Origin of the sequence: Thiothrix subterranea (assembly GCF_016772315.1) — a bacterium.
Taxonomy (GTDB): Bacteria; Pseudomonadota; Gammaproteobacteria; order Thiotrichales; family Thiotrichaceae; genus Thiothrix; species Thiothrix subterranea.
The window spans coordinates 3036631-3050381 of sequence record NZ_CP053482.1 but is presented as its reverse complement, the minus strand read 5'-3'; the positions used below and the strand labels follow the sequence as shown (position 1 = coordinate 3050381).

The 13751-nt window shown below is 54.5% G+C and carries 17 protein-coding genes; 9 read left to right on the top strand and 8 right to left on the bottom strand.

Translation table 11 applies throughout. The annotated features are described in order from the left end of the window. The first annotated feature begins 86 nt into the window (after window positions 1–86). The 5 genes from HMY34_RS15100 (at window position 87) to HMY34_RS15080 (ending at window position 3815) form a co-directional block, all read left to right on the top strand. Window positions 87–428 carry a YfiM family lipoprotein gene (locus HMY34_RS15100; protein ID WP_202716275.1) on the top strand — a complete coding sequence of 114 codons (342 nt, stop codon included), beginning with the start codon at window positions 87–89 and terminating at the stop codon, window positions 426–428. Between the two features lie 7 nt (window positions 429–435). Continuing rightward, window positions 436–1323: an AEC family transporter gene (locus tag HMY34_RS15095; protein WP_202716274.1), complete on the top strand. Its 888-nt coding sequence runs from the start codon at window positions 436–438 to the stop codon at window positions 1321–1323. Between the two features lie 101 nt (window positions 1324–1424). Next, the gene (locus tag HMY34_RS15090; protein ID WP_202716273.1) at window positions 1425–2063 is read left to right on the top strand and encodes a thioredoxin family protein; all 639 of its coding nucleotides are present in this window, start codon (window positions 1425–1427) and stop codon (window positions 2061–2063) included. Next, window positions 2050–3039 (top strand): TolC family protein, encoded by a 990-nt coding sequence (locus HMY34_RS15085; protein ID WP_202716272.1) that lies wholly within the window; start codon window positions 2050–2052, stop codon window positions 3037–3039. Before HMY34_RS15090 ends, HMY34_RS15085 begins: the two co-directional genes overlap by 14 nt. Further along, the gene (locus HMY34_RS15080) at window positions 3036–3815 is read left to right on the top strand and encodes an efflux RND transporter periplasmic adaptor subunit (protein ID WP_202716271.1); all 780 of its coding nucleotides are present in this window, start codon (window positions 3036–3038) and stop codon (window positions 3813–3815) included. Before HMY34_RS15085 ends, HMY34_RS15080 begins: the two co-directional genes overlap by 4 nt. 54 nt (window positions 3816–3869) lie before the next feature. Here HMY34_RS15080 and HMY34_RS15075 read toward each other — a convergent pair whose 3' ends face one another. After that, a complete protein-coding gene (locus HMY34_RS15075; protein WP_202716270.1) occupies window positions 3870–4661 on the bottom strand; it encodes a hypothetical protein in 792 nt (263 codons plus the stop codon). 202 nt (window positions 4662–4863) lie between these two features. Between HMY34_RS15075 and HMY34_RS15070 the strand changes: the two genes are divergently transcribed. Beyond that, entirely contained in the window at window positions 4864–5625 is a 762-nt protein-coding gene (locus HMY34_RS15070) for a HesA/MoeB/ThiF family protein (RefSeq protein WP_202716269.1), read from the top strand. Window positions 5626–5634: 9 nt separating this feature from the next. Here HMY34_RS15070 and HMY34_RS15065 read toward each other — a convergent pair whose 3' ends face one another. The 5 genes from HMY34_RS15065 to HMY34_RS15045 all read right to left on the bottom strand — a co-directional run bounded on the left by HMY34_RS15065 (window position 5635) and on the right by HMY34_RS15045 (window position 8794). Beyond that, a complete protein-coding gene (locus HMY34_RS15065) occupies window positions 5635–5916 on the bottom strand; it encodes a thioredoxin family protein (RefSeq protein WP_202716268.1) in 282 nt (93 codons plus the stop codon). 25 nt (window positions 5917–5941) lie between these two features. Continuing rightward, window positions 5942–6991: a permease gene (locus HMY34_RS15060; RefSeq protein WP_202716267.1), complete on the bottom strand. Its 1050-nt coding sequence runs from the start codon at window positions 6989–6991 to the stop codon at window positions 5942–5944. A gap of 75 nt (window positions 6992–7066) precedes the next feature. After that, window positions 7067–7492, bottom strand: coding sequence for a hypothetical protein (locus tag HMY34_RS15055; RefSeq protein ID WP_202716266.1), 426 nt, complete (start codon window positions 7490–7492; stop codon window positions 7067–7069). A gap of 48 nt (window positions 7493–7540) precedes the next feature. Continuing rightward, entirely contained in the window at window positions 7541–7828 is a 288-nt protein-coding gene (locus HMY34_RS15050) for a hypothetical protein (protein ID WP_202716265.1), read from the bottom strand. Between the two features lie 24 nt (window positions 7829–7852). Next, window positions 7853–8794: a sulfurtransferase gene (locus HMY34_RS15045; protein ID WP_228287878.1), complete on the bottom strand. Its 942-nt coding sequence runs from the start codon at window positions 8792–8794 to the stop codon at window positions 7853–7855. A 389-nt stretch (window positions 8795–9183) separates the two neighbouring features. On the opposite strand from HMY34_RS15045, the gene HMY34_RS15040 reads away from it, so the two are divergent. Beyond that, window positions 9184–9948: an SHOCT domain-containing protein gene (locus HMY34_RS15040; protein WP_202716264.1), complete on the top strand. Its 765-nt coding sequence runs from the start codon at window positions 9184–9186 to the stop codon at window positions 9946–9948. A 5-nt stretch (window positions 9949–9953) separates the two neighbouring features. On the opposite strand, the gene HMY34_RS15035 is transcribed toward HMY34_RS15040, so the two are convergent. Both HMY34_RS15035 and HMY34_RS15030 read right to left on the bottom strand, forming a co-directional pair. Continuing rightward, a complete protein-coding gene (locus tag HMY34_RS15035) occupies window positions 9954–10691 on the bottom strand; it encodes an MBL fold metallo-hydrolase (protein ID WP_202716263.1) in 738 nt (245 codons plus the stop codon). Window positions 10692–10796: 105 nt separating this feature from the next. Next, window positions 10797–11465, bottom strand: a complete 669-nt coding sequence (locus HMY34_RS15030) for an ArsR/SmtB family transcription factor (protein WP_202716262.1) — start codon at window positions 11463–11465, stop codon at window positions 10797–10799. A 38-nt stretch (window positions 11466–11503) separates the two neighbouring features. Here HMY34_RS15030 and HMY34_RS15025 point away from each other — a divergent pair, with 38 nt between their 5' ends. Beyond that, window positions 11504–12778, top strand: a complete 1275-nt coding sequence (locus HMY34_RS15025; protein WP_228287877.1) for an MFS transporter — start codon at window positions 11504–11506, stop codon at window positions 12776–12778. A gap of 3 nt (window positions 12779–12781) precedes the next feature. Beyond that, a complete protein-coding gene (locus tag HMY34_RS15020; RefSeq protein WP_228287876.1) occupies window positions 12782–13744 on the top strand; it encodes an AAA family ATPase in 963 nt (320 codons plus the stop codon). The last annotated feature ends 7 nt before the right edge of the window (window positions 13745–13751 follow it).

Below are 13751 nucleotides of genomic sequence, written 5' to 3'. Positions count from 1 at the left end.
GTACATCATATTCTACCGCTGAAGCTACCCTCAAAGGCGTTCCGTGTGATGTAATGGCAGTCCGAATAATGGATTGAGCCGCCCCCATGAAAGCTTCCCAAGCATTGCAGGCAAGCACTTTCGCCATGTTATTGCTTTCCACGCATTTGACCCATGCCGATGAGTGGACAGGCAATGATAAGTCATTGCACTTTGGTGTCTCTGCCGCATTAGGCGTTGCCGCCTATTCGCAAACACATGATCGAACCAAAGCATTCACTTGGGCAATCGCGCCGGGTGTTCTCAAGGAAGTCATTGATAGCCAAGAGGAAGGCAACCGATTCAGTACCAAAGATTTGGCATGGGATGCGCTCGGTGCGTTGGTCGGGGTGCAAGCAGGGCATTGGATAATCGGTGACAATCAAATTGCTTGGGTAACGGATTTTTAAACACCTCATGCTCGATACCGCCCTGCGCATTTTCAGTATTATTTTTCCCGTATTTGCCTGCTCCGCATTGGGAGCGGCGTATGGCTATTTCCGCCGCCCGGATATGGCGGTGGTTAACCGCCTCAATATGGAATTTTTCGCGCCCTTCCTCGTGTTTTGGGCGCTGATGGATAAGCCCTTTGATTTTCTGGCGTTTCGCGACCTCGCCATTGGCGGCGTTGCGGTGGTCTTGGGTTCGGGTTTGCTGCTGTTACCGCTGGCGTGGGTATTGCGCATCAGTCTGAAAACGTTTTTGCCGCCGATGATGTTTAATAACTCCGGCAATATGGGTATCCCGTTGATCCTGTTTGCGTTCGGAGAGTCAGCGCTGCAAGCCGCCGTGGTGCTGTTTATTATTGAAATGGTGCTGCATTTCACGGTTGGTTTTTACATTTTAAACCATCGCACCAATCCATTGCATTTGCTGAAAATGCCGATGATTCAAGCCACGATTCTGGGGTTACTGTTTAGCAGTTTGCACATTACTTTGCCGGATGCCTTGGCGAATACGGTTAAGCTACTGGGGCAGGTTTCCGTCCCCTTGTTGCTATTTTCCTTGGGGGTGCGTTTATTGGAGGTGAATTTTCGCGATTGGAAACTCGGCACGCTTGGTGCACTCGCAGGCCCTGCTGCCGGACTCATCAGCGCATTCTTAATGGCACAATGGCTGGACTTGAGCACGACGCATTACGCCCTATTGCTGGTATTTGCAGCGCTGCCACCGGCGGTGTTGAATGTATTGGTGGCAGAGCAATACCAACAAGAACCGGATCGGGTCGCCTCGATTGTATTGCTGGGGAATCTAGCAAGCTTGGTGATTATGCCAGCAGTATTGTGGTTTGCCCTGCCGCATTAACCTTGTGGTAACTTTCGGGCTTGAATGCCGTCTGAATTAGACCTAGCATACTCCAACCAACAAGTGTCAATGACATACCGCAAAAAGGAGGATTTCCCGTGATGAAAACCATGCTGATCACCGCGCTCATGGCGTTGAGCGTTTCCGTGAGTACTGTATTTGCCGCCGACAAACCCGTAGAAGACAAACCTGCTGCTGCGCCATCCACGGATGTCAGCACCCCGCCCGACAAAGCGGCGGAGAGCGGCGAACCGGCTAAAGTTGAAATTCGTGAAGTGGCAAAATTTTTCGATGAAACCTTCAATGATATGCAGGATGAAATCGAAACCGCCAAAGCCGATGGCAAACAAGGCTTGCTGGTGATGTTTGAAATGGATGAATGCCCGTTCTGCCACCGCATGAAAACCACCGTGCTTAATCGCAGCGATATTCAGGATTACTACAAAGAAAATTTCCGTATCGTGACGGTCGACATTGAAGGCGATGTGGAATTAACCAATTTCAAAGGCGAAACCACCACCCAGAAAGATTTTGCCTTGAAAGAATTCCGGGTACGCGCAACGCCAGTGTTTCAATTCATCGGGCTGGATGGTGAACCCGTGAAAAACGGACGTTTGACCGGCGCAACCAAAGATGCGGATGAATTCATGCTGTTCGGCAAATACGTGGTCGATAAAAAGAATGAAGACGTGCCGTTTTCCAAATTCAAGCGCGAGCAAACCAGCGATGCCAAAAGTTAAGCACTTCCCGCTGTTATTCGCCAGTGCTTTGCTGGTCTCGGTGGCTCAGGCGGCAGAAGTACCTGACCCCTTGAGTTTGGATCAGGCGCTGAATTTTGCCGACGGTCATCCGCGTACCCAGCTTGCAGCGGAAATTGCGCAACGCCACCCCACGCCCCAGCCGGTGTATTTGGACTGCCATAACTTGGCGTACAACAACAATACCAGCCCCGACAATCAGCGTGACCGACCATTAGCCGCGCTGATTTCCCCGCTGGATAATCAGCGTTTGGAAATTCTCCAGCGCTTTTTCGACGTCTTGTTGGCAGATGGCAGCGCGGTGCGTGATAACGAAAACATGGCGGTGTATTTCATCCCGCTGGATCGCACCCGCACCCGCATGGAATTGAAAGAGTTTTCCGAACTCGATGTCGCGGAACTGGATGCCGAATACCAGATCGTCCGCCAGCAAGGGGCGGCAAGCATGGCCTCGCAACGCCTCACCCGTGCTTTACTGGCGCAAGCCATCAATAACCCGCAGACCTTGCCCAACGAACTGAATCCCATCACCCTTGACAAACTTCCCACCGAAATGCCGACGCTGGATGAATTGGTCACAGCCAGTCTGCAAGGCAATAAATGGCTGAAAGACCGCCGCGACGATGCCAACGCCGACGAACGCGCCATCATCGACATGGAATTACGCCAGCAAATTCTCGAAATTATATTGCGTCTGGATATTTTCAAAGTTGCTGAAGGCCGTTCTAAAGCGGAAATGCTATGGCGCGATTATTATCTGGAACGCAGCCGTACCCTGTACGAACAGGAAGTGAAATCCGACATTGGCGATGCCATGACCCAACAAAGCAAAGCGCGTTTGCAAGCGCAACAAATCCAGTTTTGCCAAGCACTCAGCCTTGCGCAACTCAATGCATTGCAAGGCAAACCCGTCTGGCCATTGCCCCAACCCGCGAAACAAGAGGAAAAGCCCGAATGAGATCGACCCCGCTAAGCATCCGGTTACTTTTGCCCGCCCTATTAGTGTGCAGCCTGCCCGCGCACGCGCTGGAACTCAAAGGGCGTTTGGAATGGATGCACAAAGTTGACATGCGCGTCATTGAAAACGGCATTGTCGAAAAAGTGAATGTCACCACCGGGCAACACGTCAAGGCCGGTGATGTTTTGGTGCGTATGGATCAACGCAAACAAAAAGCCGCGCTGCTGGAAGCCAAAGCCCGCGTTGCCCGTGCAACTTTAAGCTTGGACGATGCTGCCCGCGACATGGCACGCACCCAAGAACTGTTCGACCGTGGCTTGATTGCTGAAGAAGAGTTGAAAGACGGCGAGTTAAAACAAGCCGTGGCACAAACCGAAATGGAATCCGCCAAAGCCACCGAAGAAGCCGCGCAAGTTGCCTTGGAACACACCGAACTCAAAGCCCCGTTTTCCGGCATTATTGCTGCGAATACCGCATGGCAAGGCGCGGTAATTTTTGCAGGCAAGCAAGATCAGCCCTTGGTGACATTAGCGCCCGACGATCAGATGGTTGCACGGGTATTGGTCACAGCCGATGTGTTGCGCCGCCAATCGGTCGGGCAAAGCGCACAAGTGCTGGTGAATGGCAGTTCGCGCAATGGCAAAATCTATCGCCAAGGTGTGGAAGCCGTGCGGATCGAGCCGGAAGGCGCGATTTACGAGCTGGATATTATCTTCAAGCCCAATGGCAAAGAATTGTTGCGACCCTCGGAATCCGTCCGGGTAGTGTTGCCATAAAAAAAGGGCTGCAAGTGCAGCCCTTTTTTTTACTCAGCAATAATACCGACGAGCTTACTTAGCCGCAGGTGTTGCGGGTGCAGCCGGGGCAGCGACAGGTGCAGGTGGCGCTGGTGGCATATCCGTTGCGGCTGGCGTGGTGGTAGCAGCCGGTGCTGGTGCAGCAGGAGCGGCGGCTGGTGTGGCTGGGGTTGCAGCCGCAGGTGGGGTTACGGCGGCGGCGGTTGCTGCTTGGCGTGCTGCCGCTGCTTTGCGCTGCTCATCCACCTTTTTGAAAAACGCATCAGCCTGCGCACGTTGCATCAACATTTGCTGATAAACCTGCTCAAAACTAGGCGCTTGCGGCGCAGCGCTATAGCCCGGCATCATGGGCATTTGAGCGCCTTGCATCATCGGCATGGATGGCATTTGAGCACCTTGCATTGGCATCATGTTTGGCATACCGCCAGCACCCCACGGGTTGTTATTGCCACCTTGTGAGGAATTGCCCGTGCCATACATATTGTTGTATGCATTGCCATAACCGTAGCCAGTACCTTGCATATTGCTTGCGCCATCGCCACGACCGCTGCCCGCCATGTCGCTTGCCAAATCGGTTTTGCCTTTACCTTTCAAAGTAATGGTGAAATCGACTTCGCCGTCAGCATCGCCTTGACCGCGCCCGAAACCGGAAGCATCGCTGGCACCACTGCCATAACCTTGACCGGAACCACTGGTGTTAGCTTGACCACTACCTGCGCCTTGACCGGTAGCACTGCCATTGTCGAAACCATCGGTAAACTCAGCAGAAACCAGACCAGAAATGGCAAGCCCTGCGATAAAAAGTGCTGTTTTAGTGTATTTCATGAAATTGTCCTCTTCCTCTCGTGGTGATTTTTTACCCTTGCTGTTGCAGGATAAGCTGCTGCTGCACCAACCCCAGGCGCGTGATGCAGAGTGTGCATAATGCTTTATTTGCAAAGAGATGTACACCCATTGCGGGCAACTATGAAGATTGAGGAATCCAACCGACGGTGGCACACTCAGCCGATTAGTCTAGGAGTTCCCCATGCAAGACGAACAGCTTCTCCGCTACAGCCGCCAGATTATGTTGCCGCAAATTGATCTGGAAGGGCAAACGAAACTGAATGCCGCGTGCGTACTGATTTTGGGGCTGGGCGGGCTGGGTTCGCCGGTGTCGATGTACCTCGCCGCCAGCGGTGTCGGTAAGCTGGTATTGTGTGACCCGGATGTGGTTGACCTGACCAACCTGCAACGCCAAATTGTCCACGACACCCCCAAAGTGGGCATGGCAAAAGTCGACTCTGCCGCCGAAACCTTGCAACGCCTCAACCCCGAAATCATCGTTGAAACCATTCCCGCCAAGCTGGATGAAGCGACCTTGCGGCAACGGATGCAACAAGCCGATGTGATCGTGGATTGCACCGATAATCTGGAGGCGCGTTTGCTGATTAATCGGGTTGCCGTGCTTGCCCGCAAACCTTTGGTATCCGCTGCCGCCATCCGTTGGGAAGGGCAAATCAGCGTATTTCAGCCGTATTTGGGCGACAACCCGTGTTACCAGTGCTTTTACGGCAAAGTGGGCGGCATTGCGCAAACGTGCAGTGAAAACGGCGTAGTAGGCCCATTATTGGGCATTCTTGGGAGTATGCAGGCCTTGGAAACGCTCAAATTGCTGGTCGGCACTGGCGAAACGCTGACCGGGCGGGTCTTGCTGTTTGACGGGCAACGCATGGAATGGATGGCGCTAAAACTGCCGCGTGACCCCAATTGCCCGGTGTGCGCAACGGTTAATAGAATACATCCCTGATTTTCGGGCTTAGCAGCACTTACCGCCACTACAGCAGTTACCCACATTCGTGGTGGTTTCCCCCAACAGCCAGCATTCAATACTCGCTTTGGAAGGAATGCCGCCTGCATGAACGACTTTGCCATCCACCACTACACCGGGGGTAGACATCACCCCGTAGCCCATGATGGAAGGCAGGTCTTCGACTTTTTCCAGCTCCACCGCCACGCCTTTTTCTTTCGCCATGTCTTCAATCAGCTTGAAGGTGGTTTTGCAGTTGGCACAACCTGTGCCGAGAACTTTGATTTGCATGAAATGCTCCTTGATGCAGTAAACGTTACAAAACGAGATTAAAAATATACCCAACCAGCAAGATACCCGTCGCCACGATACCGATAAAAGTGGCGATCAAACGCGGTTTCAGTACCTTGCGTAAAATGATCATTTCCGGCGCAGACAGCGCAATCACGCTCATCATGAACGCCAGCACCGTACCGAGTGCCGCACCTTTCGCCAGCAATGCCTGCACGATCGGAATCACTCCGGCAGCATTGGTGTACATCGGCACGCCCAAGATGACCGCCGCAGGCACTGCCCACCACACATCCTTACCCATGAAAGATGCCATAAAATCTTCCGGCACAAAGCCGTGAATCAGCGCCCCCAAACCCACGCCGACGACAATATAAGGCCAGACCTTGCCGACGATTTCACGCACATGCTGGAAACCGTGCTGGATGCGTTCTGCCCAGGGCATCGCGCTGGCACCGACATTGCCAGCGGATTGGGTGTTTTGCATCTTGCGTACCCAGTCTTCGAGGTGCTCTTCCATGTTCAACTTGCCGATCAGCATTCCGGCGACAATCGCAATCAGCAAACCCATGACCAGATACAGCGCGGCGACTTGCCAGCCGAACAAGCCGAATAGCAAGATCAAGGCAACTTCATTCACCATCGGCGCAGCAATCAGGAACGAGAACGTCACCCCCAACGGCACACCCGCTTGCAAAAAGCCGATGAATAACGGCACGGCGGAACAGGAACAAAACGGGGTAACAATGCCCAAGGTTGCCGCCATCGCATTGCCCACGCCCAACCGCTTGCCGGAAAGCATGGCACGGGTGCGCTCTGGCGAGATGAAGGTGTGGATAATGCCCATCACAAACACAATGCCGGTGAGCAGCAGCAACACTTTCGGGGTATCGTAGAAAAAGAATTGCAATGCCCCGCCAAGGTGACTGTCACGCTCGATGGGAAGTGCCGCCACCAATGCTTCCGAGGCCGGAATCAGTGAGCGGTACAGCAAAAACCATACCGCTGTGGCAAGCAATACAAACAGAAGCGGTTGCTGCGCGGGAAAGCGGCGTAATTGTTGCAGCGCTGGCATCGGTCATCTCCTAAAGCGTGAGCATTTTAGCATTATATACGGATAGACGAATGTAAGTGCAACAGGATGCCGTTTTTAACCGAATAACTTTTGCCACCAACGTTTGCGATTGCCCGGTAACGGCGCGGTTTCTGCCAACGGTTCGGGCTTGAGGTGGCTTAATACCCAGCGCGGCCAGATGCGTTCCCCGCTGCATCCGCAGGAACTGCCCATATTGTGCGGGTCGTAAATTTTGATCATGGTGGGCGTGGCGGGGTTGTCGGCGTAAACAAGGCCGCAGTAGTCGTAATCGTGTTCTTCGCGCAGCAGGGTATCCATTTCGCGGATAAATTGTTCCAGTGCCTCTGCCGATAAGGGCGCATCCGGCAAGGCTTCGCCGACCAAACTGGCGTACCAGCCTTCCGGTTGCGCCCGTACTTTTTCCCAGAGTGCATCCAACTGATGCCAGCGCAAAATGCCCTGAAATGAACCGTCAAAATATTGGGTAAACGTCACGCTCATACCGATTCCTTCTCCTTATTTTGGTGAATTTATTTCATACAATGCACATCAGCAACACGCTTGCCCGGATGCCGTCGGCGTGCAGCAAGCGCCGCCAGCCTCCACGACTGGCGCACCTGAGAATTGCTCATCAAACGCCGCATCCAGCTTTTGCGCCGCTTCGTCGCGGATATGGCGGGCAATTTCCACCGCTGTTTGGATGTGATCTTCCGACACACCCAAGGAACGCAGCCGCTGCACTTGGCACAGCCCCATGCTGGGGTGTTTGGCGGCAATGCCCGCCGCCAGTGACACCAGCGCGACGATGGAAGAATGCAAAGGGATGGTTTCACTCATCGAGCTATCTCCAATGTTGCTGTTTTACAGTGAATAATCGTCGTCATACGGTTTGTCGCCTTGCACGATCGGCAGGGTCATCGCACCGTCCCACGCGCTCCAGCCGCCATTGACGAAACGCACGTCTTTGTAGCCGAGGCTACGCAATTGCAGGAAACCCAGACTCATGCGGAAACCGTCGTGGCAATACAGGTAGACGGTTTTGTCTTTGGGGATGTCTTTGTACATGGCTTCGAGGTCTGCGGCGGATTTCCAAGTTTGGCTTTGCCCGTCCGTACCGTCAAGGCTGACGATATTAATCGCACCGGGGATATGCCCACCTTGTACGGCGTGGCGGATGGTTTTGCCGTTGTACATATCTGCCGGACGCGCATCGACGAGCACGACTTTTTCATCGCGGCGTGACACGACATCGTCGTATACGTCCATCCACTCCACCAGCATGTCGGGGTTGGGGTCTTTGAGGGTGACATTGCCCTCTTTCGGCGCGGGAGTGGCTTCTTTAGTGAGTTCATTGAAACCTGTCCAGCCAATCGTACCGCCGTCGAGGATTTTCACTTTGCTCATGTCATAGCCGAACAACTCCAGCGTGCCATACAAACGCGCCACCAGTGCCGTGCTGGAATCATCGTACAGCACGATGGTGGAATCGTTATTCACACCCCATGAACGCAGGGTTTTTTCAAACTTTTCCTTGCTGGGGAAACGCATGATCGGTTTGGCGAGGTTGTCGCCCAAATCCTTGAAACGCTGCACTTGTACGGCACCTTCGATATGCCCAACGGTGTAAAAACGGTGCGGGTGGTAACGGGCTTCTAAAATCACCAGATTTTTGTTTTTCTCTTTTTCTGCTGCCAACCAGTCGGCATCGACCAGAAAATCGCGGCCTTCTGCCCACGCGGGCGCAACCATTATCAGGCTCAGTAGCAGCAGTGCGTTGCTAATACGTTTTAGGAATACGGTCATGGGGTTCCTCATCTTGGGGAAAACGTTAAGTACTTTCTCTTGATGTTTACCATTTGTTGGGAGATTATCATATTCGCATTAACGAATATATGGATGCGTAAATCTATACAACCGCACATTGCCAGGCATTCGGGCTTGAGAGGGTCAGCGAATCAAGGGAAACGTGTTGCGTACCGGGAACGCAAGCAGGAGACTGCTGTAATTAATGTGACCCCTGCACTGGCGCTTCAGCCAATAAGCCAGTATGGAAGTAAAACATTGCAATTCCCTAGGAACACTCGATAATGCTGATAGCGACCTAAGCAAACCTGCCAACCAATGCTAATAACCCATCGCCCTCAACGGGCTGGCAGTACCTTCCCTACCTAGCAGCTTTTGGAGATCATTCCATGCAAACGTTCACCGATTACGGACAAAATGCCATCAATAATTTGGCGCAACGCTACGGCGTTTCCAACGATGCCGTCACCCACATGCTTTACGCCGTGATGAATGGCAACGGCACCATGGCGCAATTCAACCACCCTGAACTCGGCGGCGGCGGGCAATGGATGCAAGGCGGCATGACGATGGTGGGCGATATGTTCAACTATGGCCTGAAAGCCAAAGTCGACGGCCTGTGCGTGGAATTATCCAACCTATTGGGCGGGCAGCAAGCGGTATTCATGCCAGTCAACAACCCCAGCAACCCCCAAGGCAGCCGCAACTGGTGGCCGGATGAGCTGGGCATGGCATCCACTACCGGCGCACAAAACAACAGCCGTTACGCCTATTTCCCGTCTACCTGCCGTTTAGCGGTCGATATTAACGGGCAAGTCACTGTTTATAACACGCTGGATCACCAAATCGGCGGCGTATCGCAACAGCAAGGCGGCAATAATTCCATGACGTTCAGCAGTCAATACGGCACGGTGGCAGTCGACCAATTGCCCATCGTGTCGGTGAATGGCGTTGCCCCCTTCGTGCCAGCACCCGCCCCTGCCCCGTACTACCCAAACAACAACAATGTTAACAATAACAATAGCAATAACGCCCCCGCAGACAACGGCGATATTTTTTCCCTGATTGAACGGCTGGCAGATTTGAAGCAAAAAGGCATTCTCAACGACGACGAATTTGCCAGCAAAAAAGCGGAATTGCTCCAGCGGTTGTAAATTCGCTAAAACGTCGCACTGGCATTGCGGCGGATAATCTCTGCCATGCCTTCTGGCTGTGGCGGCAAATCTGCGAGAATTGCCGCCACAAACGCCGCTTTATCCGCCAGCAACGTCGTATTAAACCGCTTTTCAAACGCAATCGTGGACGACGGTTTGCCCGAAATCCCCGCCCCACACACGCTACCCGCTTGCGCACCGGGGAAGATTTCCACATGTTCCGGCAAGGTCAGCAGCTTGTTAAACAGCGAATCGTGCAGCAAGCCGCCCATGCGTTCTTCTTCACCGCGCAAATCCGGTCGTCCCGCACTGCCCACAAACAGCGTATGCCCACTCAACAAAAACCACGGTTCAGCACTGCGGCGCACATCCGATACCAGCAAGCAAATGCTATCCGCTGTATGCCCCGGCGTGTGCAACACTTGCGCAGTCACATTGCCGATGGTCAGCACTTGCCCATCCTTGAGCGCAGTAAACGCAAATTGCGGCGTGGAACTTTCGTGCAAGCAATAGTCCCCGCCACAACGTTGCGCCAGTTCACGCCCGCCGGATACGTGGTCGGCATGGATGTGCGTGTCGATCACGTAATCAATCTTCACCGCCTGTTGCGCGGCTTGCTGCAAAAACCACTCCACGTCTTCGGCATGAACATCGACTGCGATGGCGTGACCTTTGCCGCCACAGCCGAACAGGTATGCGAGTGAGGAAGGGGTCGATGGTGCGGCACGTTGCAAGAAAAACATGAGAAAACTCCTTTGTTGTGAGAGTGAAGAGGGCGACCGCCGGTCGCCCCTACAGGGAATGATCTGCGTAGGGGCGACCGGCGGTCGCCCTCTTCGGGAAGTTGGTTAGGTCGGTGTTGCTTGAACAGGTAATCCAGCGGCTTTCCATTCGGGCAAGCCATCGACTAGGCGCACGGCGTTAATGCCATACACACGCAAGGCTTGCACCATCTGGTAGGAATACACGCAATACGGCCCACGGCAATACGCGACGATGGTTTTGCTGTCATCGAGTTCGTGCAGGCGTTCGGCGACTTCTTCCGGCAGCAGGTGAATCGCGCCGGGGATGTGTCCGGCGGCGTATTCGGCTTGGGGGCGCACATCCAGCACGGTGACTTCATCGCGCTGAATGCGAGTCAGCAATTCTTCCGCGCTAATGGCTTCCATCGCCTGTTTGTCGGTCAGGTAGGTGTGGGCAAGCCGCTCCACCTCCGCCAGATGCAATTCCGCCGTGCGCCGCAAGCTGGCAATCAGTTGCACCACATCATCCCCCGCAAGACGGTAGACGCGGCGCTTGCCATCCGTGCGTACATTCACCAACGCGGCTTGTTTGAGGGTTTGCAAATGCCGCGAGGTGTTGGCTACCGTGAGGTTAGCAAGCTGGCTGAGTTCCTCCACGCTGCGCTCGGTTTGCGCGAGGTAATCGAGGATTTCCAAGCGTTGCGGGGAGGCAAGTGCTTGCGCAATCAGGGCAAATTGGGCGTTAACGTGTTGTTTAAAACCGGGGGATGGCATCAGGGATTTCTCATTCAATTGATAACTTGAATGATTGCATGGCAATGCGTATCCTGCAAGTGTTTCCACCACAGGTTTTTTCCATGCCTCAGCTTCAGCACGGTATCCACGCCAATCTCGCGCAAATCTTGCACCAGTTGTTACAGGTGTTTCTGGTGGGTTTGACCATCGGCATGACGCGCACTGTCGTCCCCGGATTGGCGGAAACGGAATTCGGGTTGGGTGGGCAACAGTTCTTTTTGCTGACCACGTTTGTGGTGGTATTCGGTGCAGTCAAAGCGGTGATGAACCTGTTTGCTGGGCGGTTTTCTGACCGTTTCGGGCGCAAGCGGGTGTTGGTGACGGGGTGGATAGCGGCGTTGCCGATTCCGTTTCTGCTGCTTTACGCGCCGAATTGGGGGTGGGTCGTCGCTGCCACCGCACTGCTCGGTATTAACCAAGGCTTGTGCTGGTCGATGACCTTGAACAGCAAACTCGACATGACCAATCTGAATCAGAAAGGGCTGGTCAATGGCATGAATGAGTTTTCCGGTTATGCTGCGGTTGCGCTGGCGGGTGTCGTTACGGCGTGGTTGGTGGAAGTGTACGGCGCACGACTGGGCTTGTTTATGTTTGGTTCAACGGTGATTGTGTTGGGTTTGGTGTTGGCGGTTCTTGTGGTGAAGGAAACGCGACCGTGGGCGTTGGCTCATGTTCCCTTCGACTCCGCTCAGGGAACGGCTTTACAACCCTCACTAGGTCAAGCCTTCCTCTACGCCAGTTGGCAAAACCGCAATCTATTAGCCCTAAACCAAGCCGGATTGGTAGAAAAATTCACCGATGCACTGGTCTGGATCATCCTCCCCGTCTGGTTCGTCTCGCAAAACCTAACCCTCGTACAAGCCAGTTCCATCATCGGCATCTACGCGCTGGTATGGGGCGCAAGCCAACTCATCACCGGCCCTGCCTCCGACCGATTTGGGCGCAAACCTTTGATCGTTGGCGGCATGTGGCTATGCGGTATCGGCGTATTGTTGCTGGTACTCACCCACACGGTATGGCTGTGGACGTTGGAAGCAGGGCTAATCGGTTTCGGCATGGCAATGCTTTACCCCACGCTGGGTGCGGCAGTTGCCGATGTCAGCCCACCCGCGCAACGCAGCACCTTGCTGGGTGTATACCGTTTCTGGCGCGACTTCGGGTACGCGGTAGGTGCGCTGAGCATGGGCTTGCTGGCACAATGGGCGCAAGGCTTGGACGTAACCTTCTGGCTGGTCGGGGTAGCAATGCTGCTCTCCGGCGCATGGGTTGCGCTGGCATTCACCAAGGAGTAACCCGTGCAAACCCAAACCGAATTCCTGCAACTGCGCTCCCACCTCGAACAAGTGATCGTGGGGCAATCCGCCCTGCTCGACCGCCTAATGATTGCACTGCTCACGGGCGGGCACATCCTGCTGGAAAGCCTGCCCGGTCTGGCGAAAACCACCGCCGTCACCACGCTCGCCAGCGGTGTCCACGCCAGTTTCCAACGCATCCAGTTCACCCCGGATTTGATGCCGGGGGATTTGACCGGCACGGATATTTTCGAGCCGCAACACGGCACATTCCGCTTCATACCGGGGCCGTTATTCCACGAAATCGTGCTGGCGGATGAGATCAACCGCGCTCCGCCCAAAGTGCAATCCGCGCTGCTCGAAGCCATGCAGGAACACCAGATCACCGTCGGCGGCGTGACCCGCCCCTTGCCCGAACTCTTCATCGTGATGGCGACGCAAAACCCGCTGGAACAAAGCGGCACGTACCCTTTGCCCGAAGCGCAACTTGACCGCTTTTTGCTCCACGTCGTGCTGCAATACCCCTCGGCTGACGACGAATTGCTGATCTTGCAACGCGACCGGGCGCGGCATTACGGCGCGGATAAACCCGTGCTGCATTCACCTTTGCACCCGCAACAGGTATTGCAGGCACGGCGGGAAGTTGCCGAGGTGCATGTTGCGCCGGAACTGGAGCGGTACATTGTTGCGCTGGTCGGGGCTACACGCGATTTGGGGCAGTTTGATGCGGCGTGGGCAGAGTATTTGCAGGTCGGAGCATCGCCGCGTGCGTCGATTGCGTTACTGCGAGCCAGCAGTGCCTTGGCATATTTGCGTGGCAGGGAATACGTCGTGCCGGATGATATTTTGGAGATTGCGCCGGATGTATTGCGACATCGGTTAGTGTTGGGGTATGCGGCACGGGCGGCGGGTGTGGATGCGAATGCGGTGGTGCGTAAGGTGTTGGCGGGCGTGACGATTCCGTGAGAGTTTC